The sequence below is a fragment of the Marinibaculum pumilum genome (assembly GCF_042646425.1).
GTDB lineage: Bacteria > Pseudomonadota > Alphaproteobacteria > Ferrovibrionales > Ferrovibrionaceae > Marinibaculum > Marinibaculum pumilum.
The window spans coordinates 399,320-426,271 of sequence record NZ_JBHRTR010000031.1 but is presented as its reverse complement, the minus strand read 5'-3'; the positions used below and the strand labels follow the sequence as shown (position 1 = coordinate 426,271).

Here is a 26,952-nt window from a genome sequence, read left to right as displayed (position 1 = left end):
GCGCCTACCGCGCCGGCTTCACGGCCTGGAACAGCATGTTGTCGAAGACGAAGCTGCCGTCGGCCTTCAGCTCGAACCAGGCGGCGACCTCCTGCGGCATGGCGGCGTGCAGCGCCCGGATGCCGGCCACGTTCTCCGGCGGGGTCGACATCCGCGCCACCCAGCTGTCGAAGTCGATCTGCATGCGGTTCTGCCGGGTGACCACGGTCGTCAGGCCGGCGGCAGCGATCATCGTTTCCCATTCCGCGCGGCTGTAGTCCCGGACATGGGAGACATCGCGCAGCAGTTCGATCGCCTGCAGGAAGGTGTCGGCCAGCGGCGTGCCGGGAGAGACGATGTCGATCAGGCAGAAGGTGCCGCCCGGCGCCAGCACCCGCGCCGCTTCCCGCACCCCGGCGGCGGCATCCTGCCAGTGATGCGCCGACAGCCGGCTGACCACCAGGTCGAAGCTGGCATCGTCGAACGGCAGGCGCTCCGCCCGCCCCTGCCGGGTGGTGACGTTGGACAGGCCGCGCTCCTTCGCCGCCGCAGCCACGACCGACAGCATCTCCGGCGACAGGTCGTAGGCGATGACGGATTCCGCATGCGGCGCCATGGTATAGGTGGCATGGCCGCCGCCGCAGCCCATGTCGAGCACCCGCGCCTGCGGCCAGGTCCGCGCCAGGTCCGCCAGCGCCTCCAGGTCCGGGCCCTGGGAATGGACCGCGCTGTTCAGATAGGCTTTCGCCTGCACGCCGAACTGGCTGCCGACGGTCGCCTCGTGACTCCTGTGCTCCGACATCTCCGCATTTCCCTGGTTCCGACCGGCCCTTGCCGGTCACGGGGATGATCTACGCACAGTTCGACACTGTTATAAGATCCATTTTTATCCTGGTATATATAACACCATGAATCCTTCCGAAGATGCCGAACGCCGGCGCGCCCTGGGCGCCTTCGTGCGGGCCCAGCGCGAACGGCTGTCGCCGGAAGCCCTGGGCCTGCCGCCCGGCCCGCGTCGCCGCACGCCGGGCCTGCGCCGCGAGGAGCTGGCGCAGCTCTCCGGCCTCTCCACCACCTGGGTCACCTGGCTGGAGCAGGGCCGCGAGATCTCGCTGTCGCGCGCGGCGCTGTCGCGGCTGTCGCGTGCGCTCCAGCTGGGGCGGGCGGAGCGCACCTACCTGTTCGAACTGGCGGCGCGCCGCGACCCGGAGCGGCAGGATGCCGAGGGCGCGCCCTTGCCCGCCGCACTGCCCGCCTGCGTCGCGGCGATCGCCTGCCCGGCCTATATCCTCGACCCCTGCTGGACGGTGCTGCACTGGAACGGCGCGGCCGCGCATCTGTTCGCGGGCTGGCTCGACGGCGATGCACCGGGCGACATGGCAGGCGAGACGCCCGGCGCGGACGGGCGCAACATGCTGCGCTTCATCTTCCTGTCGCCCGTGGCCCGGCGCCTGATCCAGGACCATGACGCACGTGCCCGCCGGGTGGTGGCGGAGTTCCGCGCCGAGGCCACGCCCCGGATGACCGATCCGTCGATCCGCGCCCTGGTCGACGGCCTGCGGCGGGACAGCCCGGACTTCGCCCGGCTCTGGGCGGCGCAGGACGTGCAGGGCCGCGAGGGTGGCCTGCGCCGGTTCTGCCATCCGCGGGACGGCGCGCTCTGCTTCGAACAGGTGGGCTTCACCCTGGCCAGCCAGCCGGGGCTGAAACTCACCATGCTGCTGCCGCAGGCCGGCAATCCGGTGCCGGCGCAAGCGGCGCCCTGACCGCGGCACCGGGGAGTTGCCTGCGACCCGGCGTCCCTTGCGCTTCGCCGGCCCAGCGCCTAAACCGCCGGCCCAACCGCCCGCCCCCGTTCTGCAACCAATGCGGACCAGCCCACCATGAGCGCCCTCGACGCCCTGGAGCATCAGAGCATCTACATCCTGCGCGAGGCATTCCGGCATTTCTCGCCGCTGGCCATGCTCTGGTCGATCGGCAAGGATTCCGGGGTGATGGTGCATCTGGCCCGCAAGGCCTTCTTCGGCCGCATGCCCTTCCCGGCCATGCACCTGGACACCGGCGCGGAGTTCCCGGAGGTCTATGCCTTCCGCGACCGCTACGCGAAGGAATGGGGGCTGGAGCTGATCGCGGACCCCTGCCCGCCGCTGGAGGGCATCGACCCCACCCTGCCGCCCGCCTCCCGCTTCGCCGCGCGCAAGACCGCCGGCCTGAAGGAGGCGGTCGCCCGCTACGGGCTGAAGGCGGTGATCGTCGGCATCCGCCGCGACGAGCAGGCGACACGCGCCAAGGAGCGGGTGTTCAGCCCGCGGGTGGATACCGGCGACTGGGACTATCGCGACCAGCCGGCGGAGTTCTGGGACCTCTATGCCGACCGCGCGCCCGACGGCGGCCATGTCCGGGTGCATCCGCTGCTGCATTGGACCGAGCTGGACATCTGGCGCTACACCCAGCGCGAGGGCATTCCCGTGGTGCCGCTCTATTTCGCGCAAGGCGGCAGGCGCTTCCGGTCGCTGGGCGAGATCGGCATCACCAACCCGATCGACAGCGACGCCGCCGACCTGGACGCCATTATCGCGGAGCTGGCCGCCACCCGCACCGAGGAACGCGCCGGCCGGGCGATGGACCACGAGTCCGAGGACGCCTTCGAGCGGCTGCGCAACGCCGGCTATATGTGAACCGCCCATGACTTCCGGAGCTTCGCCCGGCACCGATACGGTCGCCGCCCTGCCCACCCTGCGCCTGGTGGTCACCGGCCATGTCGACCATGGCAAGTCCACCCTGATCGGCCGCCTGCTGCACGACACCGACGCCCTGCCGGAGGGCAAGGAGGAGGGCATCCGCGCCGCCTGCAAGCGCCGCGGCATGCCCTTCGAATACGGCTTCCTGCTGGACGCCCTGCAGGCGGAGCGCGACCAGGGCATCACCATCGACACCACGCAGATCTGGTTCCGCACCGCCGCGCGGACCGTGGTGATCATCGATGCGCCGGGCCATCGCGACTTCGTCCGCAACATGCTGACCGGCGCCGCCCAGGCCGATGCCGCGATCCTGGTAGTCGATGCCGAGGAAGGCGTGCGGGAGCAGACCCGGCGGCATGGCGCGCTGCTCGCCCTGATCGGGGTGAAGCAGGTGGTCGTCGCGGTCAACAAGATGGACCGGGTCGGCTACGACGCCGCGCGCTTCGCGGCGCTGTCCGCCGACATCCGCGCCTATCTGGCGAAGCTGGAGCTGGCACCGGCGGCGATCGTGCCGATCGTCGCCCGCGACGGCGACAACATCGCCTCGCCGTCCGGCAACATGCCCTGGCATGACGGCCCGACGATCCTGCGCGCGATGGACGCGCTCCATGTCGCAACCGACCCGGGCGAGACGCCGCTGCGCCTGCCGATCCAGGACATCTACAAGTTCGACGAACGCCGCATCCTGGTCGGCCGGGTGGAGAGCGGCCGGCTCGCCGCCGGCGACACGCTGCTGTTTTCCCCCCACAACGTCACGGCGAAGGTGGCAAGGATCGAGGGCTGGCCGGACCTGCCCGGCCAGAGCGCCGGGCCCGGCGACTGCGTCGGCTTCACCCTGGACGACCAGGTCTTCGTCGAGCGCGGCAGCATCGCCAGCCACCTGCAGGCACCGCCGAAGGAGACCGATGTCTGCCGCGCGCGCATCCTGTGGCTCGACCGGCAGCCGCTGCAGGCCGGGCGCCGCCTGACCCTGCGGCTGACCACCGCAAGCCATGCGGTGCATGTCCAGTCGATCGACGGCGTGACCGATCTGGACAGCCTGGAGATGGCGCCGGCGACCGAGGTGACGCAACTGGCTCTGGGCCATGTCACCCTGCGCAGCGCGCGCCTGATGGCGCTCGACGACGACCCCGCTTTGGCGCGCACCGGGCGATTCGCCCTGGTGGACGGCGACCGCGTCGTGGCGGCGGGGCGCGCCTCCATGGCCGGCTATGCGGACCAGCGCGCCCTGGTCACGGTCAAGGGCTCGAACCTGATGGCGGTCGCGCACCGGGTGACCGGCGCGCAGCGCAAGGCCCGCAACGGCCACGAAGGCGCGGTGATCTGGCTGACCGGGCTGTCGGGTGCCGGCAAGTCCACCATCGCGATCGAGGCGGAGAGCCGGCTGTTCGCGCTGGGCTACCAGGTCTACGTGCTGGACGGTGACAATGTGCGGGCCGGGCTGAACGCCAATCTGGGCTTCTCGCCCGAGGACCGCGCCGAGAACATCCGCCGGGTCGGCGAGGTGGCGGCCCTGATGGCGGATGCCGGCCTGGTGGTGGTGACGGCGTTCATATCGCCCTACCGGTCGGACCGCGACCGCGCCCGCAAGGCCGCCGGGGCAAGGTTCTGCGAGGTGCATATCTCCGCAGACCTGTCGGTCTGCGAGGAACGCGACCCGAAAGGGCTCTATGCCCGCGCCCGCGCCGGCGAGATCCAGGACTTCACCGGCATCGACGCGCCCTATGAGCCGCCGGAGGCGCCCGAACTGGTGCTGGACACCGGCCGCGAGACCGCCGAGGCGTCGGTCGACCGGCTGGTCGACTTCATCCGCGCCCGGGTCGGTCCCGGCGGCGGCTGAGCGGGACGACAGGCCGGGTCGAACACCTCCTGCGCTACAGCGCGACGGCCAGCAGAACCACCACGATCAGCGGGACGCCAAGCAGCCAGAGAAGCAGATAAAGCATCGGGATTCTCCTTGTCGCGGCTCAGAAGCGGCGGGCGATGAAGCGGAAGACCGTCTGCTCGTCGCGATGCCGTCCGCCGATGCCGGCGGCGACCCAGGCGGCCGCCCCTGCGATCAGCAGCGCGGCGGCAAGCACGAAGGCGCCCAGCACGGTCGCCGTCCGGGCGGTTCGCGCCGCCTCCTCCGCCCTGGCCTGCAGCTGGCTCCAGCTCTCCGCCAGATCCGACACGCGGGCCCGGGCCTGCTCTTCGCTGAGGCCCAGTTCCTGCTGCAGGACATTGGCCATGTAGGCCCTGTCGCTGTCGGAGATCCCCACTGCCGCCGCGTCCTGCCCCGTTCCGGCGGGTCCGGCCGTGCCCTCCAGCATCAGGCCGAATTCGTCCTGCAGCGCGCGGCGCTGCTCGGCATCGCCGTTGCCGCCCTGGACCGGGCGCAGCAGCCGGCTGAGAGCCAGTTGGAAGCCGGGTTCATCGATCGCGCGGGTCGCCGCCTGCACCGTCGTGCCGGCGCCTTCGGCGACGCCGGACACCGCGGCGGCCCCGGTACGGCTGGCGCTGTCCACGCCGGAGGCCAATACGAATGCGCCAAGAATCACGCCCAGCGCCCAGACCGTCAGGCCATGGGCACCGTCACGCAGGTCCGATTCATGCTCCGTCGCGTCATAGGCCCGGCGCCGCAGGCGGCCGGTGACATAGGCCCCCAGCATGAAGCTGGAAACGGTGACCCAGAGCACCCACAGGGCCATCCCGATCAGAAGCCCCGTCCCGCCGATTCCGTCGCTTCCGAACGGCGAGACCACGGAGAGCCCCAGTGCCGCACCGAATGTGTGCAGCACGAACGACACCGCGGTCGCGATCACGGCGCCGGCAATGATTGCCGGCCAGTCCAGATGCGCCGGCTGTCGGCCGGCGGAAGTGGAGACCTCTGCCATCTCTTTCCCCTATCGAATTCGTTCGTCCTGCCGGCGGCGCGGTTTCGTTCAGGCCAAGCCAAGCAGGGACAGAATGGCGAGCACGACGACGACAAGTCCCACCAGGTAAATGATCCCGTGCATCTATCCCTCACACGTCTTGATTCAGATGCGCTGGAAACAGCCCGGCTCTGCCGAAGTTCCTGACGCCGCGTCTGCGAAGCGGGTCGCGGCCCGTCTCCCCTGCCCGTCTCCCCCTGGCTGCCGGGCCGGGGTCCGGCACGGCGGGCGGACAGCCTGTGCATCCTCCTTCCGGCTAGTTGCCGGTTTCGTGATGGCGAAACCGCTACGCCTGGGGGATCATTCCGCGTTCCGGACGCACCGCGCCCGCCGACGCCCTGGTACCCGGGCGTGCCCGGTCCCGCGGTGCGGCAAACCCGTCAAGAGGCCAGACTTGTTCGACCCGGTGACGCTCGTCGTCGCGCTCGCCATCGCCCATATCGCCGGCACCGCTGCCCTGGTGGCCGTCTGGGCCGTTAACCCGCAGGTCCCGGGCATCGTCGCCTGGATCGTCGGCCGCGTGATGATCGGCATCAGCTTCGCCATGCTGCCCCTGCAGTTCGGTCTGCCGCGGATTCCGGTGGTGGTCGCCGCCGGTCTGCTGGCCGTCGCAGGGCTGATGGTGGCGACCGTCGGCTCCCGCCAGTTCATGGGACGCCGCCCGTTCCCCAGCTGGCTCGCCTGGGGGATGCCGCTGCTCTATGCGGCGATCCTCTGGACCCTGCTGGAGACCGGATCGGAGATTGCCCGCCAGATCAGCATCACATCGGCCGGTATCTTCGTCGTCTGCACTCTGAACGCGGTCTCGCTCTGGCCGGCCAGGGGCGACGCGGTCCGGGTATCGAGCCGGCTGATGTCCTGCGTCTTCGGCTACAACGCCCTGTTCTTCCTGGTCCGCGCGGCGTTCGGCGCGATCCACCCCTCACCGGAGACACAGTCCGAGGCCAGCTGGGACATCACCATCACGCTGCTGAACGCCCTGATCATCTCCGTCATGGTCGCCACCACCTACACGGCGATGGTGACCGAGTACCTGCAGGCGGACCTGAAGCGCCAGGCGGAGCTGGACCCGCTGACCGGGCTGCACAACAGGCGATCCTTCGATACCCGTGCCGGCGAAGCGATCCGGCGCGCCCGACGCTTCGGCGGCAGCCTGGCGCTGCTCTATCTCGACCTCGACCAGTTCAAGGCGATCAACGACCGCTTCGGCCATCCGGCCGGCGACGAGGTCCTGCGCAAGCTGGCGGAAATCGTCACCGCCTCGCTGCGCGACAGCGACCTGTCCGCACGCCTGGGGGGCGAGGAGTTCGCGATCCTGCTGCCGCGTGTCGATTGCCAGGCGGCCCTTGCCGTCGCGGAACGGATCCGGCACGGGATGCAGGACCTGCGCTTCGATGGCCATGGCGACCCGTTCCAGGTCACCGTCAGCATCGGCCTGGCGACCTTCGACCATTCCGGCGACGATCTGGACCGCCTGTCCCGCAGGGCCGACCAGGCGCTCTATCGCGCCAAGGAAGAGGGGCGCAACCGGACGGTCATCGGCACGGACTGAGAACCCGGCCGGCCTCCCCGGAACGCAGCATCGCGGAACCTTGCCGCCGCCGCACCGGTTGCCTGCTGGAGTTGAAGGGACAGGGCCTGGCGGGCCAAGGTCCCGCTTCAGCCCGGCACGAACGGCCCGGCGACCGCCGCCCGGCCAGATACCCAAGGGGAGTCCCGGCGATGCGCATCAGGCTCGGTTGCGAGATGAGCTACGACCTGCCGCAGGCGACACCGATGATCGCCATGCTGAATGTGCATTATTCGCGGGTCAGCTTCCTGGAGGTCCCGGACCTGCTGCGGACCGATCCGCCACTGCCGCTGGAGAGCTATCGCGACGGCTTCGGCAACTGGTGCAACAGGCTGGTCGCGCCGCCGGGACGCTTCACCCTGGGCACCGACGGCGTGATCCAGGATGACGGCCTGCCGGACCGCTGGGACCAGCGGGCAAGGCGGCACCCGGTCGAGGACCTGCCGCCGGACGTGCTGATCTACCTGCTGGGCAGCCGCTATTGCGAGACCGACCTGTTGATGGCCGAAGCCTGGCGCCTGTTCGGCCATTGCACCCCCGGCTGGCCGCTGGTGCAGGAGATCTGCGACTTCGTGCATCGCCACATCGCCTTCGGCTACGAGCATTCGCGCGCCACCCGCACCGCGGCGGAGGCCTATGCCGAAGGCGTCGGCGTGTGCCGGGACTTTACCCACCTGGCCGTCACCTTCTGCCGCTGCCTGAATATCCCGACCCGCTACTGCACCGGCTATGTCACGGATATCGGCGAACCGCCGCCCTATGCGCCGATGGATTTCGCAGCCTGGATGCAGGTGTTCATGGACGGCCGCTGGTGGACCTTCGATCCCCGCAACAACAGCCCGCGCATCGGCCGCATCCTGATCGCCCATGGCCGCGATGCCGCCGACGTGCCGCTGACCCACACCTTCGGCCCCAATACCCTGTCCGGGTTCCGCGTCTGGGCGGAGGAAGAGGCCGCATAGCAGCGGTCTCCGCAATGGCGATATCGGGCGGCAGTGGGCATCGCGGCCGACCCGCGCTATTGCTTTCTCCGCCATGTCACACTCCTCTGATCGGCCCGCAGACCAGCCCCCGCCCGAGACCGGTGCAGATGCCGCCCCGGGCCTGCGGGTCTATGCGATCTTCCACCTGAACATCGCCTTCTCCTCGATCGCGGAGGAGGCCCGCCCGGCGCTGGTCGCGCGCGCCTATGCGCGGCTGCTGGATCTGGCGGAAGCGGCTCCCGGCCCGATCGGCGTCGAGGCGACCGGCTATACCCTGGAGGAACTGGCGCGGCTTGCGCCGGACTGGATCGCGCGGCTGAAGGGCCTGGTGGCGGCCGGGCGGGTCACATTGATCGGCTCCGGCTATGCGCAGGCGATCGGCCCGCTGATGCCCGCTGCGGCCAATGCCTGGAACCTGCAACTGGGCCGGCAGGCCTATGCCGATCTGCTGGATGCCGCGCCGCGGCTTGCCCTGGTGAACGAGCAGACCTACGGCCCCGGCCTGCCGGCGCTCTATGCCGAGGCCGGCTATGAGGGCCTGGTGATGGAATGGGAGAACTGCTTCCGCGCCCATCCCGACTGGCCGCCGGCGCGGCGCTACGCCCCGCTGCGCGCCGCCGGCAGCGACGGCGCCAGCCTGCCGGTGATCTGGAGCCACACGATCCCGTTCCAGAAGCTGCAGCGGATGGCGCATGGCGAGTTCGAGCCGCAGGAATTCGCGACCTTCGTCGCCGGCCACCGGCCGCCGCCCGGCGGCGCGCGACGGGCGCTCTGCCTCTATTGCAACGATGCCGAGGTGTTCGATTTCCGCCCCGGCCGCTTCGAGGCGGAACCGGCCCTGGCGGCGGAGTCCGAATGGCAGCGCATCGCCGACGCCTTCGCCGCCGTCGCCGCGCTGGACGGCGTCGCCTTCACCGACCCGACGGCACTGCTGACCGAGGCGGCGGCCGGGCCGGCCCTGCGGCTGGAGTCCGCCTCTGTGCCGCTGCCGACGAAGAAGCAGGCGAAGTACACGATCCTGCGCTGGGCCGTCAGCGGCCGCTCCAGCTTCACGATCAACACCCGCTGCCAGCGCATCGCCGACCGCCTGGCCGCCGACCCGGCCGCCACGGCGGCACAGTGGAAGGAGCTCTGCTTCCTGTGGAGCAGCGATTTCCGCACCCACATCACCGCGGACCGCTGGTCGGCCTACAAGGCGCGGCTGGCCGGTTTCGAGGCGGCGCTCGGCCTGTCGCCGGAAGCGCCGCCGGCGCCGGCACCGGCGGTGCCCTCGGCGCCGGCGGAATCGCGCCTGCTGACGGTGGAGACGGCGGGCCTGGGGATCGCGCTGAACCGCCGCCGGGGACTGGCGGTGGAACGCTGCTGGCTGCCCGAGGCGCCGGGCAACTGGCTGTTCGGCACCCTCCACCTGGACCATTTCGACGACATCCTGCTGGGTGCCGACTGGTACAGCGGCAATGTCGTGCAGCAGAGCCCCGGCGCCCATCAGGTCACCGACCTCAACCCCTGCGCCGTCACCGTCGACGAAAGCGACCCGGACGCGGTGCAGGTGGCCAGTGTGATCGGCACCGCGCTGGGCCCGGTGGAGAAGCGCTACCGCATCCTGCGGCACGAACCGGAGCTGGCGCTGGACCTGGTGCTGCACTGGCCGGAGGTGCCGCGCGGCCTGCTGCGGCTGGGCTTCGTCACTCTGAACCCGGCCGCCTTCGATCGCCGGAGCCTGGCCTATGTCTGCCACAATGGCGGCCGGGTGCCCGACCGGCACGGCCTGTCGCAGGGCGAGGTCGAGCATGGCCGGCCGGTCTCCCTTCTGGTCTCCGCCGGCACCGCGCTCGGCGTCACCGAGGGCCGCTTCGAGATCGGCGACGACAGGCACAGGCTTTGCATTTCCTTCGACCGCGGTGCCGCCGCGCTGGTCGGACAGGTGACCTGCCGCAGCGTCGCCGAGACCTATTTCGCGCAGGTGGCCTTTTCCGCCGCAGAGGTGGACGATACCAGCCGGGCAGTGCAGGAGGGCGAGCCGCGCCTTCCCCTGCCCTTCCGCATCGGCTTCCGCATCCGTCTGGAGCGCGGCCCTGCGAGCTGACGAGACGCGACGGACCCGCACGTGACAGCACCCGAGAACACCGCCTGGCAGACCCCGGATGGCCCCTGGTTCATCGCCGAGGTGTCCAGCAACCATGCGACGGACCTGGACCGCTGCCTGGCCTTCGTCGACCTGGCCGCCGACACCGGCTGCGCTGCAGTGAAGTTCCAGCTGTTCAAGATCGACAGGCTGTTCGCCCCGGAGATCCTGGCGCAGAGCGAACGCCACCGTGCCCGCCGTGCCTGGGAACTGCCGGAGGCCTTCCTGCCCGACATCGCCGCCCGTGCCCGCGCGCGCGGCATCGCCTTCGCCTGCACCCCCTTCGACCTGGAGGCGGTGGCGGCGCTGCGCGACCATGTCGACTTCTACAAGATCGCCTCCTACGAACTGCTCTGGCTCGACCTGGTGCGGGCAGCGGCGGCCACCGGCAAGCCAGTGATCCTGTCGACCGGCATGGCGACGATGGCGGAATGCGAGGCGGCGGCGCAGGCCGCAAGCGATGCCGGCTGCCACGACCTGACGGTCCTGCACTGCATTTCCCACTATCCGGCCAGCGCGGCCGAGGCCAACCTGGCCGCTATCGCCACCCTGCGCGCCACACTCGGCTGCGCCATCGGCTGGTCGGACCACACGACAGATCCCGCGGTGATCCAGCGCGCCGTCCATCGCTGGGGCGCCGGCGCGATCGAATGCCATGTCGACCTGGAAGGCGAAGGCGCGGAATTCGCTGCCGGCCATTGCTGGCTGCCCGATGACCTGCGCCGGGTGATCGGCGAGATCCGCCGCGGTGCCGGCGCCGACGGCGACGGCACGAAGGGACCGGTGCCTGCCGAGGCGGAAGAGCGCGAATGGCGCGCCGACCCGGAGGACGGGCTGCGGCCGCTGAAATACCTGCGCAGCACCTGGAAGGCCGCTTCGTGAGCGTCCAGAGCCGCAAGGTCGCCGCGATCATCCAGGCGCGGATGTCGTCCAGCCGGCTGCCGGGCAAGGTGCTTCGGCCGCTGGCCGGCATGCCGGTGCTGGAACATGTCGTGCGCCGCATGGCGCGCGCGGAGACCGTCGACACAGTTGCGATCGCGACCTCCACCGATCCCAGCGACGATGCCCTGGAGCGTTTCGCCGACGGGCTTGGCATTCCCTGCATCCGCGGCCCGCTGGACAATGTGCTGGAGCGGTTCGTGCTGGCGGCGGAGGCGCTGCAAGCCGACGTCGTGATCCGGGTCACCGGCGACGCGCCGCTGGTGGATCCGCGCCTGACCGACCTGATGGTGCGGGCGATGGTCGAAGCCGATGCCGATTTCGTCGACCTGCAGACCGGCGGCCTGGTCAGCGACGAAGGCTATACCCCGATGAGCCGTCGCGCCCTGGACCGGCTGGCCGCGGAACATGGCGACCATCCGGCGGCCCGCGAGCATGTCAGCGGCTATCGCCGGGTGGATCCCGGCTTCGGTCGCACCCTGGACCTGCCGCTGCACGAGGATCGCGGCGTGGAAGGCGCCCGCCTGTCGGTCGACACCCCCGACGACCTCGCCTTCATGGAAGCGCTCTACGCGGCGCTCGAGGTCCCGGCGCCGGAGGCGGAGATGACGGAGGTGCTGGCGCTGCTGCGCCGCCGCCCCGACCTGCTGGCGATCAACGGCCATGTGCGGCAGAAGAGCGTCGACCATCGCGGCCTGTCGGTGCTGATCCGCTGCGACGGCGGTGCCGGCCTGGGGCTGGGCCATGTCCGCCGTTGCCTGGCAGTGGCGGAGCGGTTGCGCGACGAACAGGGGGCCGTCGTCCATGTTGCCGTTATTCGCGATGCGGCGGCGGCCGCATTGTTCGCCGAACGCGACTTCCGGGTGCATCGGCCTGCCAGCGGCAATGCCGACGGCATCGCGGCCGGCGCCGAGGCGGCCTGGCTCCGCGACCTGGCCGCCAGCCACCGCCACCAGGCCATTCTGCTGGACGTGCGGACCGGACTGACCGCGACGCAGGTCGAAGGCCTGCGCGGGACCGGCCGGGTGGTGGCGGTGCTCGACGACCCGTCGCCGCGGCGCCTGGTCGCCGATCTGGCCTTCTATCCGCCGCCGGCGCCGGAGGACGCGCCCGGCACGCTGGACTGGACAGGCTACCGCGGCCGGCTGCAGGCCGGCTGGCAATGGATGCCACTGGCACGGAGCTTCTCGGCACCCCGGCCTGATTCCGGCCCTGCCTGCCGCTCCGGAGGGGTGCTGCTCAGCCTCGGCGGCGCCGACCCCGAAGGCCTGGCGCCCCGGGCCGTGGCCGCCCTGCGCGACCTGCCCGCCCTGGCCTGGCTGGAGCTGATCGCCGGCCCCGCCGTGCCCTGGCTGGCCGAGGCTGCCGCGATGGAGGACGGCCCCGTCACCGTCCGCCGGGGCTGCGACAACCTGGCCCCGCTTCTGGACCGGGCCGCCCTGGCGGTCATCGGCTTCGGTGTCACCGCCTACGAAGCGGCGGCGCGCGGCCGCGCCAGCATCCTGCTTTGCCGCTCCGACGCCGACCTGGCGACGGCGGGACGCTTCGCCGAGGCGGGCATCGCCGCCCTCGTGGACCTGCGCCGCCGCGACTGGGCGGCGGAGGCCGCAAGCCAGGCTGCCACCCTGCTGGCCGATCCCGACGGGCTCGCTGCGATGGGGGAGCGGGCCGCCGCCCTGGTCGACGGACGCGGCGCCAGCCGCATCGCGGCCTGCCTGGCCGAAGCGGTGCGCCACCTGCCGATGGCGCAACCCGCCTGACTGCAAATGGAAGTCGCATTACCCGGCAGAATCTGCCGGGTCAGGCGGCAGATCCTGCCGGGCCGGCCAGCGGATCGCCATCGCCGCTAGGCAGAATCTGCAGCCTGACGGTGCGGTAGACCCAGTCGATCCGGCGATCCAGTTCCGCCTTGTCCGTCGCGGTGGCGATGAAGACGCCAAGCCGGTGGGCATGGCTGACCGGCGCCGGCACCTCGTCGCCCGGCCGGTACCAGAGTTCCAGCTTGTGGATCCAGGGCTGCCGCGCCACCTCGTCCAATCCCTCCACCGCCTGCAGGCGGCCCGGCCCGCCAATGAAATAGCGGTTGCCAACCGCCTGCCTGGGCGGCGCCGTCAGGACGGAAAAGTCGGGCGTGCGGCCGAGCGCCAGGTCGATCGCGGCAGGCACGTAGTTCACCCCGGTGCAGAGCGGCACCAGGCTTTCGCAGAAATCGCCGCCGGACAGCCGCGCCGCCATCTCGATCAGCAGCGGCCCGTCCGGTCCCCAGACCACGTCGCCCTTCGCGGTGCCGTCGCTCAGCCCAAGCGCCGCGGCGGCGCACGCCAGCAGCTCGTCGACCTGCGCCTGCCCCGCCGCGTTCAGGGCGGTCGGCATCCAGGCGCCGTTCTCGATGATCCGTGGCGCCAGCCGCTGCAGCCATTCATAGTTGCGGTCGGCAAAGCCAGGGGTCACGCCGCGGCCGCGATGGAACACGGTCTCGGTGGAATATTGCGGGCCGGGCACGAATGCCTCGACCTGGACCCGGCCGGAAAAGGACTGCGCGAGCGCCGCTTCGAACAGGGCCGGCACCCGGTCGCGCATGTCCCGATCCACCAGGAACACCCCGCGCGAGCCCGACCGGTCCACCGGTTTCACAACCAGTCTTCCGCCGCGCGTATCCAGCGCCTCCTGCACGTCGCGGGCATCGCGCACCGCGGCGAACCAGGGGATCGGTACGCCGGCCCGCCGGAAGGCCTGCTTCATCTCGAACTTGTCGGTCGCCAGGCGCGCGGTCTCTGCCGAGACCGAGGGGGTGCCGAGATGCGCCGCCACCGCGGCCACGATCTCCGGAATGTCGCTGCCCATGGTGGTCACGCCGGCCGGGCGCTCGCCCTCGGTGATCAGGGCATCCAGACGGCCGCAGATGGCAGGCACGTCGCGGGTGGAAATCGCCTCGAAGCGGTCGGCGAATGGGGCCCCCTCCGCCTGCGGGTTCATGTCGAAGGCGAGGGTCCGCAGGCCCATCCCCCGGGCGGTCTGCAGCAGGAAGCGCTGGTCGCTGCCCGCGCCCAGGACCACCAGCAGCGGCGGCCTGTCGCCGCCGCCCTGCCCCGCTTCAGAGGCGGTCATAGCAGTCCGCGACGGCGACCTCTTCCCCGGCGATACCGTGGACCCGGTTGGCCATCTCCTCGACAAAGGCGCCGGTGGAGAGCAGCACGGCACCGATGCCGCGGCTGCGCAGGGCCTCCGGCGGCTCGACCGTCAGGCCGCAGAAGCGCGTGCCCTGCTTGCGCGGGTCGCCATCGACGAAGAAGTCGACCCAATCCTGCAGCGGCACCAGTTCCGCAAGCTGCAGGCTGTGCAGGCCGGCACCATAGACCGCTATCCGGCGCCCCTCATCCCGCCACCCCCGCAACAGGCCGGTGACCCGCGCCGTCACGCCGTCGACCAGGGCGGCCTGGCGCGACGGATAGCTGCTGTATTCCAGCGACGGGACCGGGCAGCGCGCTTCGATCTCCTCCATCGCCTCCCAATGGCCGGGCCGTGTCGGATAGTCGGCGCCGCGCAGGGCGCCCAGACGGATGCCGCCTTCGCGGAAACTGCTGCCCAGCGCGGCCCAGCGGAAGCCATGCCGCCGCAGCAGCCGCGCCAGGGTCGCCGGCGAGAAATGCGACAGATGCTCGAAGCTGAACCAGTCGGTCAGCGACGGGGTCGGCACCAGGGCGTTCGGCACCTCCACCATCAGCAGGCCGTCGGCCGCCAGATAGTCCAGCGCACCGGCGATCCCCTCGCCCGGATCCCAGAGATGCTCCAGCACTGAGATCATCACGACCGCGTCGAAGCGGCGGCCGAGGGCGGTGCCCAGGCCGCCCTGCACCACGTCCAGCCCGCGTGCCGCCGCCGTCTCCGCGGCCGCCGGAGACAGTTCCAGCCCGGACACCGCCATGCCATGGCCGCGCAGCGCCTCCAGCACCAGTCCCTGGCCGCAGCCGATATCCAGGACGGTCGCGCCGGCCGGCAGCATGCCGGCGATGAAGGCCGCCCGCATGCGGGCGTTCTGGCCGGCCCGGCTGCCGCCGCTCTCGTCGCGGAAGACCTGGCCCGAGCCATGGGTATCGGCCGTGTAGTACGCGGCCAGCGCGGCACGGTCCGGTCGCGGCGACAGGAACAGGAAGCCGCAATTGCCGCAGCCCTGCACCACCTGTTCGGTGCTTTCCGCCGCCCAGGGCAGTCGCTGCCGGAAGCGGTAGGCCGGGCTGGCGGCGGAATCGCCGCATACCTGGCATCGGATGATCGAGGCCTGGCCGAACGCGTTCGCGCCGGCGGCCGCCTGGGGCGCTGACATCATCTGCTCTGTGCTTTGGTTCACGGTACGGAGATTGCTAGAATTCGGCGGGTTCGGCCAGCAGCCGATGCCCGGCCGGTCGTTCCCCCTCCCACCGGCGCAAGCAGAGACAGGCGAGCCTTTCCCGATCATGGCGCCACGGCAGGACCCAGCTGACATGCAAGAAACGGTGCCGCAGGCGGCGCGCCGGGCAGAGCCGCGGGCCGATGGCCGCGATGCGGTCCTCAGCGTCGGCGCGGGTCCGGCGCAACTGCCCCTGATCCGTGCCGCCGCCGCGGCCGGATTCGCGATCTGGGCGATCGACCGGGCCGATATTCCGGCGGCCGCCGACCTGCTGGAGGCGCATCTGCGGATCAGCACTTTCGAGGCAGGGCCGGCCGTGGCGGCCGCGCGCGCGCATCCGATGGCGCAGCGCACCCGGGCCGTGATCCAGCGGACCTCCGGCCCCGCGCTGGCCACGGCGGCCGCCCTGGCCGCGGCACTGGATGTTGCCGGACCGCCCGCCGCCTTCTGCGCGGCGGCCGTGCGCAAGTCGGTGCTGCGCGAAGCCGCCACCGCACTCGGCCTGCCCTGCCCGGCCGGCCGCCTTGTCGCGGATCCGGAGCGCGACCTGCCGCCGGACCTGCCGCTGCATCGCGGCCTGCTCGCGAAACCCGACATGCCGCTACGCGGCAAGGCCGCCGTGGTGCGGCTGCCGGCACCGCCGGCGGGGACGCCGCGCGCGGTGGCCGCGTTGCTGCGCGACGCCGCGGAGGCCTCCGCCAACGGCAAGGTGGAGGTGCAGGACTGGCTGCCAGGGCAGGATATCGGCCTGCTGCTGCTGCTCGCCGGCGGAACGCCGGTTCTCGCCCTGGCCTACGACGAGATCGTCGCCCAGCAGGCCGACGGCTCCGTCCGCGGCCTGGGCCTGGCCGCACCTGCCACCGGCATGGGCGCCGGGCAGCTCACCGCCCTCGCTTTGCCCCTGGCACGGTCGCTGGGGATGGATCGCGGCTTCGCCTTCTTCAGCTTCCGGGCGGACGCGGGCGGCCGGGCCCATCTGTACGAGGCCAATCCGGGTCTCTGCGGCGATGGCATCGCCGACCTTCTGCTGCCGGGGCTGTTCCCCGGTTTCGACCCGTTCGCGGCCGAGATCGCCGCCTGGACGGGCGGCGATCCGCTGCCCGCCGGACCGCTTCCGGCGCCGGGGCCCGCCACCCTGCTGGGCACGCGGCTGCTGCCCGGCGACGCCGCAGCCAACGCAGCGGCGCTCGCGGCGGCGGCCAGCGCCGGCGGCGGGCGCTGGACGGCGGCGGCCGCGTAATGCCGACCCTTCTGCATATCGGCGCCGGCCAGCTCCAGATGCCATCGATCCGGGCGGCCCATGCCGCCGGCCTGAAGGTGATCGCCACCGACCGGGATCCCGACGCCCTCTGCCGGCACCGCGCCGACGGCTTCGTCCGCGTGGCCGCCGACGACACCGAGGGGATCCTGCAGGCGGCGCTGGATATCGACGACCTGGTGGGCATCTACACGGCGGGCGACCACGCGCTGCCGACCCTGGCCCGGGTCACCACCCGCCTGGGCCTGCCCGGCCCGTCGGTGGAGAGCCTGTCGATCCTGCTGGACAAGTCGCGATCGACGGAGCTGTGGCGCAGCCTGGGCCTGCGCACGACCGCAGGGCGGCGGGTCGCGGACCCGGACGATGCCCGCGCCGCCTTTGCCGAGATCGGCGGCCCGGCGATCCTCAAGCCCGCCGGGTCCAGCGGCAGCCGGGGCGTGCGCAGCATTGGCGAGGCCGCCGATATCGACCGTGCCTGGGCCGAGGCCAGCGCCTTCGGCAATGTCATCCTGCTGGAACGGCAGCTGCATGGCCGCCATGTCGACGTGAATCTCTGCCTGATCGAGGGCGAGGTGGTGCGCTGCGGGCTGCTCGACCGCTATTTCACCCTGCCGCCGCTGCATGTGCCGCTCTGGGGCCATCAGCCGGCGGATATCGGCGCGGCGGAAGCCGACGCGATCTACGCGCTGGTGGCGGAGGCCGCCCTGGCCGCCGGTCTCGATCAGGGCCCGGTCAAGGCTGACGTGGTGGTCAACGAGGACGGCCCGCACCTGCTGGAGGTCTCGCCGCGCTTTCACGGCGATGTCAGCTCCAGCCATGTCAGCCCGCTCGCGCTGGGCTGGCATCCGGCCCTGCCCTGGTTCCGCCATCTTGCCGGCCAGGACTGGCGGTCGGCGACGGAGGGCCCGCAGAAGGCCGGCCGGCTGATCGGCTGGCGCGCCGTCCTCAGTCCGATGGCCGGACGGTTCCTGCGGGTCGAAGGGCTGGAAAGCGCGATCGACATGGCCGGCATCCTGGACGTCATCGTCATCCGCCGGAACGGCCAGCTGGTACCGGCGGGCACGGACAACCGGGCGGTCATCGCCTTCGTGTTCGGCGAGGGCGAGAACTGGATCCAGCTCAAGACCCGGCTCAGCGCCGCGGCCGGCGCGCTGCGTGCCGTGATCGCCGGCGACAGCGCGCCGATGAAGGTCTGACGGGCGCCCGAACCATTGGGGAGTGACATCGAGAATGACAGGCGGGCGAGAATGACAGGTGAGACAGCCGCGCGGCCGGCGGATGCGCTGGACCTCCAGGCGCTGACCGGACCGGAGGCGCTGCAGGGCCGCAGCATCGCCGCCCTGAGAGACCTGGCGGATCAGGTCCGCGCCTTCCTGCTGTCGAGCATCTCCAGCACCGGCGGCCATATCGGCGCCAATCTGGGCACGGTGGAGCTGACCATCGCGCTGCATGCGGTGTTCCGCTCGCCCGAGGATGCGCTGGTCTGGGATACCGGCCACCAGGGCTATACCCAGAAGCTGCTGACCGGCCGCCGCGACCTGTTCGCCAGCCTGAACAGCTATGGCGGCATGAACCGCTTCCTGACCCGCGCGGAAAGCGCGCACGATCCGATCGAGGCGAGCCATGCCGGCACCGCCCTGTCGATCGCGCTGGGCATGGCCCGCGGCCGTCGGCTGGCCGGCACGGCCGGCCGGGTCGTCGCCATCGTCGGCGACGGCGCCCTGGCGGAAGGCATCGCGCTGGAAGCGCTGAACGATGCCGCGGTCGATCCCGCCCCGCCGATCCTGGTGGTCAACGACAACGGCTATGCGATCAGCCCCGGCTATGGCGGCCTGCACGACGCGCTGCAGGACGGCGCGCGGGCGGCGCAGATCTTCCGGGGCTGGGGCTTCACCAGCATCGGCCCGGTGGACGGCCACGACATCGCCGCCCTGCTGCCGGCCCTGCAGGCCGCAAAGGAGAATGGCGGACCGGTCGTGGTGCATGTCCGGACGGTGAAGGGCCATGGCTGGCCGCCGGCCGACGGCCACCCGTTCCGGCAGCATTTCTCGTTTCCCTTCGATCCGGAGAGCGGCGCCGCCGCGGTACCGCCGCCGGCGCCTGGCTATCCCGACGTGGCCGCGGAGGCGGTGGCTGCGGCGATGGAGGAAGACCCGCGGATCTGCTGCATCACGCCGTCCACCCTCTATGCCACCGGGCTGGCCAAGGTCTTCGCCACCTGGCCGGAGCGCTGCTTCGATCCCGGCATGGAAGAACAGCATGCGATGAGCATGACCGTCGGCCTGGCCCTTGCCGGACGGGTGCCGGTGATCGCCTATCAGTCGACCTTCATGCAGCGGGCCTTCGACCAGCTGATCCACGACGTCTGCTTCATGAACCTGCCGACCCTGATCCTGACCTTCCGGAGCGGCTTCAGCGGCTACGACAATCCGACCCACCACGGCATCTACGACCTGCCCTATCTGCGCGCCCTGCCGAACCTCAAGGTCCATGTCCCGAAAGACGCGCATGAGGCACGCCGCATGGTTGCGGCCGCCCTGGCCACCCTGTCCGGCCCGACCGTCATCGCCATGCCCTATGGCCCGGCGCCGGAGATCGATGCCCGGGTCGCCACCCTGGACGATGCGGCCGTCTTCCGGCCGGAAGTGCTGCGCGACGGCGGCAATCCGCTGATCCTTGCAGCGGGCCAGAAGTTCGAGGCCGCCGCTGCCGCCGCCGACCGGCTGGCCGCCGCCGGCTACGAGACCGGCCTGGTGAACATGCGGACCCTCGACCCGCTCGACGCCGGCTGGCTCGCCGAACGCGCCGCCCGGGCGGCGCGGATCGTGACGGTGGAGGAATATGTGCTGCCCGGCGGCCTCGGCGCCGCGGTGGCCGAGATCCTGGCGGACAGCGACCTGCTGCGCCCCCTGCTGCGTATCGGCATCCCCCTGTCCTTCGTCGAACCCGGCAGCAATGCGGAGCTGGAGGCGGCCTACGGCCTGGACGAAGCGGGGATCCTGGCGGCGATCGGCGCTCGCTGGCCCGACCTCGCCCTGGGCCCGGCCGCGTGAGCACTGGCCCCGTGAGCACTATTCTGGCCGGCAGCGCCGCCCTGGTCAGCGGCGCCGACCGCGGCATCGGCGCCGGCATCGCGCGCCGCCTCGCGGAGGCCGGCGCATCCGTGGCCATCGGCTACCGCCGCGGCCGCGACGGCGCGGAGACGCTGGCCGCAGACCTGACGGCGACCGGCCTGTCCGCACGGGCCGTACCGCTGGACGTGGTCGACCGCGCCTCGGTGCAGGCGGCAGTCGCGGCAACGGTGGAGGCCTTCGGGGGCCTGCATATCCTGGTCAACAATGCCGGCTACCTGAACCGGGTCGATTTCGCGGAGATCGACCCGGAGGACTGGGACCATACCCTGGCGGTGAACCTGCGCGGGCCGTTCCTGCTGTGCCAGGCGGTGCTGCCGCACCTGAAGGCCGCCGGCCGGCGCGGTCGCATCATCAACATCTCGTCGATGGGCGGGCAGTTCGGCGGTACCAAGGCAGTGCCCTATGCCGCGTCCAAGGCGGCGCTGATCAGCCTCACCAAGTCGCTGGCGCGGCTCTATGCCGGCGACGGGATGACGGTCAATGCGATCGCCCCGGGCCTGATCCGGACGGAAATGATGGCCGCGGTCGTCACCCCGGAGGAGGAGGCACAGGCGATCGCCGACGTGCCGCTGCACGAGATCGGCCTGCCCGGGGACATCGCCGAGGCAGCCCTCTACCTGGCGGCGGAGAGCGGCCGCTACGTCACCGGCCATGTGCTGAACGTCAACGGCGGCATCCATATCGGCGCCGGGATGTGACGCGGGCCGCGGTCAACGCCAGGCAAAGGTGGGCTGCTCCAGTTCCGCCACCCGGGTCACCCGGCCCGCCAGCACTTCCCGGAACTGGTACAGCAAAGCTGCGGTGGGCGCATGGATCAGGCGCTCCTGCAGCCGGAAGCGCACCACCTTGCGGTCGCTTTCCGGGATCGTCACGAAGTCGACCGCATCCTCGACCGTCAGGTCTGCCAGCGGGATCAGATGGATCGAGGCGACCTCGGCCGGATCCGGTCGGAACGCCGGCGCCGCCCCGCCCCAGATGACCAGCGGCGTGATGTGATAGCCGGACCGTGTCGGATAATCGTCCAGCAGTCCGAGGACCCGGGCCGGCGGCAGGTCCAGCCCGATCTCCTCCGCTACCTCGCGCAGGCCGGCGGCGACGGCCGTCTCGCCCGGTTCGCAGCGGCCGCCCGGCAGCGCCCACTGGCCGCCATGACGGCGCAGGCCGGCGGCGCGCCGGGTCAGCACGACGGACCAGCCGTCCGCCTGGTGCACCAGCAGGATCGCGACGGAAGCGGCTTTGAGATCGGCGGCATCTGGCTGCCCGCCATGCCGCGGAAATGCGGACAGGCGCACCGCCAGTTCCGCCACCACCCCGTCCGGGTCGGCAGACAGGTCGATGCGGCCCCGCTCGATCCTTTCCCGGTCGATCCTGTCCCCGCCCTGCCCCATTGCGACGGTCAGGCCGAGGCGCGGTCGCGCCGGCCCGCCGCCGGGTTCATTGCCGACAGGACGGCGACCGGATTGTTGCGGCGGAAACCCGCGCGCGCGATCTCCCGCGTGCGCCGGAATGTCTCCCGGTGGCGGTCGAAATCCGCCAGCGCATCGACCAGCGTGGCGGCGATGCCGGCCGGGCTGGCCTCCTGGAAGCAGGCAGGCGTCAGGTTGTGGACGTCCATCCAGCGCGCCATCTTGCTGGCGGCCGGGACCACGGCGACGGTGCCCAGGAAGGCGCAGTCGTCGAAAACGCCCGACATGACATGGCGGTACCTGTCGCCATAGGGCAGGCAGACCATGTCCGCGCGCTCCAGGAAGGCGCAGTAGGCGGCACTGTCCAGGGCACCGAACAGCAGGTCCACCCGATCCTGGCCGTCATGCCGGCGCCCCAGGTCGCGCAATGCCTGCTCGACCGCGGGCGCCATCCGCCCGCCGGCATGAATGGTGAAGCGCACATCGTCGCGCTGTTCCAGGACCTGCTGCACGATCTCCACGATGCGGTGCCAGCCCTTCTCGCCCTCCGCCAGCCCGCCGGAGCCGAGAAAGGCGATTGTCCTGCGGCCGACCGATGCCGGATCGGCCTTCTCATGGTCGCCGCCCTGGTACATCGACCGCAGCGAGTGGAAGCGGATGCCGTCCGCGCCCAGGGAATCCAGCAGGCTGCGGCTGGGGAACGGCTCTTCGTAGAAGACCGCATAGCGGTTGCGCCGGTCGCGCGGCACCTGCCGGAACATATAGCGATAGGCGGAGCGCTTGAACTCGTTGGGCACGACGATGCTGTCCAGCAGGTCGAAGCCGGCATCGTCGATCGCCACCTGGTCGCGCCGCAGGGCGCGGCCGACCGTGTCGTCGAGTTCCGCGGACAAAGTGCAATAGATGCCCACCGGGCAGGCCAGGCCGGCCGCCGCGTCCTGCAGCCAGCGGCCATAGCCCAGCACATTGCGGATCGTGGCCGTGGTCAGGAGGATCAGGTCCTCCGGCGCGAAATGCCCGGCGTCGAGCCGTGACAGCCCGTCATGGCATTGCAGGTTGGCCTGCGACGCGTCGGTGACGAAATGGCCGATCCTGTCGTTGGGACGGGTGTCGTCGAACAGCGCGGTGAAGCCCGTGCCCGGCGGCAGCGATGCCGGATCGAAGGCGGCGTGGCCATAGCTGTGCATGGCATAGCCATGCTGCCGGCACAGGTGCCAGAGCGCGGCATGCTGGCTCAGGTAATGGCCCGCGACGCCGCGCAGCGCCGGATCGATGACGTGCAGGACGGGCGGCATGGGGTAGCGGCGCGGGACGAGCGGCCGGGATCAGGCGCTGGCCGCAGCCTGGACGGCCGCTTCCGGACCGGCAAGCAGCCGGTGCACGCCTTCTGCGTCCAGCCAATGGGCATTGGTGTCGGAGGCGTAGCGGAAGCCCTCCGGCACCGGCTTCGCGCCCAGCGCCACGTAAGGTGTGCGCTTCCACCAGCGGAACAGCGGCTCGATCACGTAGCGGTCCTGCAGTTCGATGGTCTGGCGGGCATCGTCCTCCGTCACCAGGACCTCGTGCAGCTTCTCGCCCGGACGGATGCCGATCACCCGGTGCGGCAGACCGGGCGCCAGGCTGTTGGCCAGGTCGAGCACGTTCATGCTGGGGATCTTCGGCACGAAGATCTCGCCGCCCTGCATCATCGCCAGGGAGGAGACGACGAAATCCACCCCCTGGCGCAGGGTGATCCAGAAGCGGCTCATCCGCGGATCGGTGATCGGCAGTTCCGTGGCGCCCTGTCGCAGCAGGCGGTCGAACAGTTCCACCACGCCGCCACGGGATTCCATGACATTGCCGTAGCGCACGACGGAAAAGCGGGTGCCGACGGAGCCGGACATGTTGTTGGCGGCGATGAAGATCTTGTCGGAGGCCAGCTTGCTGGCGCCATAGAGATTGATCGGGTTCGCGGCCTTGTCCGTCGACAGGGCGACCACCCGCTCAACCCCGCAGCGCAGCGCGGCGGTGACGACGTTCTGCGCCCCCTCGACATTGGTCTTGATGCACTCGAACGGGTTGTACTCCGCCGCCGGCACATGCTTCAGCGCCGCGGCGTGGATAACGAAATCCACCTCCCGCATCGCCAGCTCCAGCCGCTCGACATCGCGCACATCGCCGATGAAGAAGCGCAGCGCCCGGGCATCCCTGCCGTCCAGCGCGGACTGCATCTCGTACTGCTTGTATTCGTCGCGGGAGAACACGATCAGCCGCTTCGGCTTCGCGCGGGCCATCAGTTCCTCGACGAAACGGCGGCCGAACGACCCGGTCCCGCCCGTCACCAGGACGGACTTGCCGGCAAAGCTGCTGAAATCCTCTACCGCCGCGAAGTCCTGGCCAATGCTGATCGCCGGCGCGGCGGCAACCGTCCGCAGCTTGGTGACCCGGCCATTCTTCCCCGCCCCACGGCCATTGCTGCCGCCGGCGCTGCCGTTCCTGCCCTTGCCGCTGCCGTTCTGAGCCATGCTCGGGGATACTCCCGTTCCTCACTGTGCGCCGGCCATCCGGTCCGCCGGGCCGGCCCGTCGCCTGCCTCGCCGAGCCCGCCCCCATACCATCGATGGGGCAAGGCCAGCGTGGCCTACAACCCGGCAAGGAGCAAGAAAGAGGCCAGATCAATACGGCAAGATGATCCATTCAAGCCGTTAATGAAGCGCAAAGACGACAGCGACGATCGACCCTGCCGCACCGCGAATCGTCAGTCGAACAGGCCCAGGGTGTTGAGAACCGTGTTCGTCGGCTCCGCCGCCGGCCGGAAGATCGCGTCGATCTGGGTGAGCTTCTGCTGCGCGCCCAGGCTGAGGACGACGAGCGCGATCTCGTTGCGCGACTCGATGGCCTTGTCCAGCGCCTGCTGCTCGGTGAGCTGGCGCCGGATGGTGTCGTCGACCTTGCCCTGTGCCGCCTCGACCTGCGTGACGGCCTTGTCGTACTGGTACTGCGCCTGGATCAGGGTGCCGTTGAGTTGCCGCTCAGCGGCATTCAGGGTCTCCAGAGCCGTGTTGATGTCGGCCACCGCCGCGTCCTGGAAGGCCTGGCTGTCCAGGTTGCCGTAGACCCAGGAGCTGGCCACACCGAGGCCGCCCTTGTTCACCGTGCCGGTGAAGGTCTGCTTGTCGACCCCGTCGCCGACGCTGAAGGTGATCTCGCCGCCCGCTTCGGACTCGTAATTCACCTCGGTGACCAGGAACTTCTCTTCGTTCAGCTCCAGCTCGTTGTCGCGGAACTCCGGCCGGATCTTCTCGCCGCTGTCCAGTTCCACGCTGTAGGTCGCACCGAGGGAGCGCGAATAGATGTTGAAGCTGCTCTGGCCCAGGCTGACGGTGTTGGAGCGGGTGCCGCTGCCGTCGACCGACAGCCAGCCGATCAGGTTGTTCTGGTCCTGGGAGGCGTCCTGCGCCTTCAGGTTGATGTTGTAGAGCGCATTGTCGAAGGCCGCGCGGTCGCCCGTGGCGGCCGCGGCGCGTGCCTCGAACAGCGAATTCCGGATGTCGATGATGCGGTCGAGCGAATTCTCGAGATTGGCCTTGGCATCGCCGGCCTCGATCTTGTCGGAGGTGAACGCGGTCACCGACTTCTGCACCCGCACGACCTCTTCCTGATGACGGAAGGTCATCGCGGCGGTCTCGCGCTGGGCACGAATCGTGTTCTGGGCCTTGGTCAGGGTGTAGGCCCGGTTCACGTTGAATTCGGCCTGCCGGAAACCGAAGTCGAAATTGAAGAAGTCGGACGCCATCGATCCACTGCGTTTTGCCCAGGCCGCAATCGTCGCGAACCCGAGAAACAAAATGCAAATCCCGCGCCACATGGCGGGGAATCTGGGGTTTCAGCCTGGGGTCCAGGTGCCCGGCGGCACCCCGCCGGTTCAGTCGAACAGGCCGAACCGGTCCAGGATGGTGTTGGTCGGCTTTGGCGCCGGCCGGAAGATCGCGTCGATCTGGGTCAGTTTCTGCTGCGCGCCCAGGCTGAGAACGACGAGCGCGATCTTTGTCTTGGCCTCGATCGCCTTGTTCAGCGCCTGCTGCTCGGTCAGCTGTGCGCGGACGGTATTGTCGACCTTGGTCTGGGCAGCCTCCGCCAGCGTCTTCGACTTGTTGTAGCGGTATTCCGCCTGGATAAGCGACGCGTTGAGTTCGCGTTCCGCTGCGTTCAGGCGCTGCAATGCGCCGTTGACATCCCCTACAGCCAAGTCCTGGAACTCCTGGCTATCGAAATTGCCGTAGACCCAGGAACTGGCGATCCCCAGTCCGCCCTTCTTCACCGTACCGGTGAAAGTCTGCTGCTCTTCGCCCTCGCCGACCGTGAAGGTGATCGCGCCGTCGGATTCCGAGACGTAGTTCAGCTCATTGACCAGGAACTTCTGGCCGTTGAGCTCCATCTCGTTCTTGCGGAATTCCGGCCGGATGCGCTCGCCGTCGTCGAGTTCCACGGCGTAGGTGGCGCCCAGCGACCGCGATGCAATGTTGAAGCTGGCCGGTCCCAGTTCCACTGTCCTGGACCGCACCCCGTTGCCGTCGACCGCCAGCCAGCCAATCAGGTTATGGCTGTCCTGAGAGGCATCCTGAGCCTTGCGGTTGATGTCGAAGAGCGCATTGTCAAATCCTGCGCGCTCGCCCAGCTTGGCGGCTGCGCGCGCCTCGAACAGCGAGTTGCGGATGTCGACGATGCGGTCCAGGGCGTTCTTGAGGTCTGCAACCGCGTCGCCTGCCTCGAACTTGTTGGCCAGGTTCTTGGTGACCGGCTGCTGCGCCTTGACGATCTCCGCCTGATGGCGGGCCGACATGGCGCCAATCTCCTTCTGGGACTGAATCTTCAACTGCCCCGCCGTCAGGGTGTAGGCGCGGTTGATGAAGAACTCGGTCTTGCGGAAATTGAACTCGAAACTGCCGAAGATGGTCGATGCCATCGCTGTGAGCCCTTGCCAGGGATCCGGAACATGCACCGTTGCGCTGTCCGATCCCGCGACGGCTGACGTTCCGCGGGTCGAACCCACCGCCAGAGCCCATGCCGTCCCTGTCGGGCCGATGATGTGTCGGGCGGCCGGGGCCCGCAAGGGTGGTCCGCCCGCATTCCACCGGGGACCGGCCCGGCCCCGCTGCGTCATCGCTTGACGCCTGAGTCTACATGCATCCGCCGTGCCGGATTCCGGAGATTGCCGGGCGTCAGGGCACGAAAATCAGCTTTTCGGATGTGCCGGCGGCAGGGACCGCCGGCACGCCGTCGTGCGATCAGGCAGAAGAAGAGCGTTCGCGCCGGGGTCCCTGCCCCGGCGCGCCGATCCGTTCGGGACCCGCCGGACGCACCTCGCCTGTCGGCCAGCCGCCCGCCCACGGCGCGCCTGCATGACCCGGCCGGATTCGTCCCGTCACCCCGGCGACATCGGAACAGCTGCGATCAGGCAGCGATCGATGCGACGAAGGGGCGGACCCCGGTAGACGCTCTTTGGCGTCTTGCCATCATTTTCTGCGAGGGAACG

At 70.4% G+C, this 26,952-nt stretch carries 21 protein-coding genes; 12 read left to right on the top strand and 9 right to left on the bottom strand.

Annotated elements, in window-relative coordinates; translation table 11 throughout:
• Positions 1-4: 4 nt before the first annotated feature.
• The gene (locus ACFOGJ_RS19415) at positions 5-781 is read right to left on the bottom strand and encodes a class I SAM-dependent methyltransferase (protein ID WP_379903603.1); all 777 of its coding nucleotides are present in this window, start codon (positions 779-781) and stop codon (positions 5-7) included.
• A gap of 106 nt (positions 782-887) precedes the next feature.
• Between ACFOGJ_RS19415 and ACFOGJ_RS19410 the strand changes: the two genes are divergently transcribed.
• The 3 genes from ACFOGJ_RS19410 (at position 888) to cysC (ending at position 4,560) form a co-directional block, all read left to right on the top strand.
• Entirely contained in the window at positions 888-1,745 is an 858-nt protein-coding gene (locus tag ACFOGJ_RS19410) for a helix-turn-helix transcriptional regulator (RefSeq protein WP_379903601.1), read from the top strand.
• Positions 1,746-1,862: 117 nt separating this feature from the next.
• Positions 1,863-2,657, top strand: a complete 795-nt coding sequence (cysD, locus tag ACFOGJ_RS19405) for a sulfate adenylyltransferase subunit CysD (RefSeq protein WP_379903599.1) — start codon at positions 1,863-1,865, stop codon at positions 2,655-2,657.
• 7 nt (positions 2,658-2,664) lie between these two features.
• The gene (gene cysC, locus ACFOGJ_RS19400; protein WP_379903597.1) at positions 2,665-4,560 is read left to right on the top strand and encodes an adenylyl-sulfate kinase; all 1,896 of its coding nucleotides are present in this window, start codon (positions 2,665-2,667) and stop codon (positions 4,558-4,560) included.
• A gap of 127 nt (positions 4,561-4,687) precedes the next feature.
• Here the strand turns inward: cysC and ACFOGJ_RS19395 are convergent, their stop codons facing one another.
• The gene (locus ACFOGJ_RS19395; protein ID WP_379903595.1) at positions 4,688-5,596 is read right to left on the bottom strand and encodes a hypothetical protein; all 909 of its coding nucleotides are present in this window, start codon (positions 5,594-5,596) and stop codon (positions 4,688-4,690) included.
• 433 nt (positions 5,597-6,029) lie between these two features.
• Here ACFOGJ_RS19395 and ACFOGJ_RS19390 point away from each other — a divergent pair, with 433 nt between their 5' ends.
• The 5 genes from ACFOGJ_RS19390 to ACFOGJ_RS19370 all read left to right on the top strand — a co-directional run bounded on the left by ACFOGJ_RS19390 (position 6,030) and on the right by ACFOGJ_RS19370 (position 13,012).
• Positions 6,030-7,187, top strand: a complete 1,158-nt coding sequence (locus ACFOGJ_RS19390; RefSeq protein WP_379903593.1) for a GGDEF domain-containing protein — start codon at positions 6,030-6,032, stop codon at positions 7,185-7,187.
• A 170-nt stretch (positions 7,188-7,357) separates the two neighbouring features.
• Entirely contained in the window at positions 7,358-8,167 is an 810-nt protein-coding gene (locus ACFOGJ_RS19385) for a transglutaminase-like domain-containing protein (protein ID WP_379903591.1), read from the top strand.
• 73 nt (positions 8,168-8,240) lie between these two features.
• Complete coding sequence (locus tag ACFOGJ_RS19380; RefSeq protein WP_379903589.1) at positions 8,241-10,274, top strand: hypothetical protein; 2,034 nt, start codon at positions 8,241-8,243, stop codon at positions 10,272-10,274.
• Positions 10,275-10,295: 21 nt separating this feature from the next.
• On the top strand, positions 10,296-11,195 hold the full coding sequence (locus ACFOGJ_RS19375; RefSeq protein WP_379903587.1) for an N-acetylneuraminate synthase family protein: 900 nt from the start codon (positions 10,296-10,298) through the stop codon (positions 11,193-11,195).
• The gene (locus ACFOGJ_RS19370) at positions 11,192-13,012 is read left to right on the top strand and encodes a cytidylyltransferase domain-containing protein (protein WP_379903585.1); all 1,821 of its coding nucleotides are present in this window, start codon (positions 11,192-11,194) and stop codon (positions 13,010-13,012) included. The genes ACFOGJ_RS19375 and ACFOGJ_RS19370 overlap by 4 nt, the downstream gene beginning before the upstream one ends.
• 40 nt (positions 13,013-13,052) lie before the next feature.
• On the opposite strand, the gene ACFOGJ_RS19365 is transcribed toward ACFOGJ_RS19370, so the two are convergent.
• Together ACFOGJ_RS19365 and ACFOGJ_RS19360 are read right to left on the bottom strand one after the other, a co-directional pair.
• Entirely contained in the window at positions 13,053-14,360 is a 1,308-nt protein-coding gene (locus tag ACFOGJ_RS19365; protein WP_379903583.1) for an ATP-grasp domain-containing protein, read from the bottom strand.
• Positions 14,347-15,579: a methyltransferase domain-containing protein gene (locus ACFOGJ_RS19360; protein WP_379903581.1), complete on the bottom strand. Its 1,233-nt coding sequence runs from the start codon at positions 15,577-15,579 to the stop codon at positions 14,347-14,349. Before ACFOGJ_RS19360 ends, ACFOGJ_RS19365 begins: the two co-directional genes overlap by 14 nt.
• Before the next feature lie 154 nt (positions 15,580-15,733).
• Here ACFOGJ_RS19360 and ACFOGJ_RS19355 point away from each other — a divergent pair, with 154 nt between their 5' ends.
• Genes ACFOGJ_RS19355 through ACFOGJ_RS19340 form a run of 4 tightly spaced genes read left to right on the top strand, consistent with a single transcriptional unit; the run spans position 15,734 to position 20,729 of the window.
• Positions 15,734-16,879 (top strand): hypothetical protein, encoded by a 1,146-nt coding sequence (locus ACFOGJ_RS19355; RefSeq protein WP_379903579.1) that lies wholly within the window; start codon positions 15,734-15,736, stop codon positions 16,877-16,879.
• Positions 16,879-18,093: an ATP-binding protein gene (locus ACFOGJ_RS19350; protein ID WP_379903577.1), complete on the top strand. Its 1,215-nt coding sequence runs from the start codon at positions 16,879-16,881 to the stop codon at positions 18,091-18,093. Before ACFOGJ_RS19355 ends, ACFOGJ_RS19350 begins: the two co-directional genes overlap by 1 nt.
• Before the next feature lie 51 nt (positions 18,094-18,144).
• Positions 18,145-19,950, top strand: coding sequence for a 1-deoxy-D-xylulose-5-phosphate synthase (locus ACFOGJ_RS19345; RefSeq protein WP_379903575.1), 1,806 nt, complete (start codon positions 18,145-18,147; stop codon positions 19,948-19,950).
• 11 nt (positions 19,951-19,961) lie between these two features.
• Complete coding sequence (locus tag ACFOGJ_RS19340) at positions 19,962-20,729, top strand: SDR family NAD(P)-dependent oxidoreductase (RefSeq protein WP_379903573.1); 768 nt, start codon at positions 19,962-19,964, stop codon at positions 20,727-20,729.
• Between the two features lie 12 nt (positions 20,730-20,741).
• Here ACFOGJ_RS19340 and ACFOGJ_RS19335 read toward each other — a convergent pair whose 3' ends face one another.
• From ACFOGJ_RS19335 to ACFOGJ_RS19315, 5 genes are all read right to left on the bottom strand, one after another.
• Positions 20,742-21,419: an NUDIX hydrolase gene (locus ACFOGJ_RS19335; RefSeq protein WP_379903571.1), complete on the bottom strand. Its 678-nt coding sequence runs from the start codon at positions 21,417-21,419 to the stop codon at positions 20,742-20,744.
• An 8-nt stretch (positions 21,420-21,427) separates the two neighbouring features.
• Complete coding sequence (locus ACFOGJ_RS19330; RefSeq protein ID WP_379903569.1) at positions 21,428-22,732, bottom strand: hypothetical protein; 1,305 nt, start codon at positions 22,730-22,732, stop codon at positions 21,428-21,430.
• A 30-nt stretch (positions 22,733-22,762) separates the two neighbouring features.
• On the bottom strand, positions 22,763-23,941 hold the full coding sequence (gene pseB / locus ACFOGJ_RS19325; RefSeq protein WP_379903567.1) for a UDP-N-acetylglucosamine 4,6-dehydratase (inverting): 1,179 nt from the start codon (positions 23,939-23,941) through the stop codon (positions 22,763-22,765).
• 233 nt (positions 23,942-24,174) lie between these two features.
• Positions 24,175-25,212 (bottom strand): hypothetical protein, encoded by a 1,038-nt coding sequence (locus ACFOGJ_RS19320; protein ID WP_379903565.1) that lies wholly within the window; start codon positions 25,210-25,212, stop codon positions 24,175-24,177.
• A gap of 129 nt (positions 25,213-25,341) precedes the next feature.
• Positions 25,342-26,382 carry a hypothetical protein gene (locus ACFOGJ_RS19315; RefSeq protein ID WP_379903563.1) on the bottom strand — a complete coding sequence of 347 codons (1,041 nt, stop codon included), beginning with the start codon at positions 26,380-26,382 and terminating at the stop codon, positions 25,342-25,344.
• Positions 26,383-26,952 lie beyond the last annotated feature (570 nt).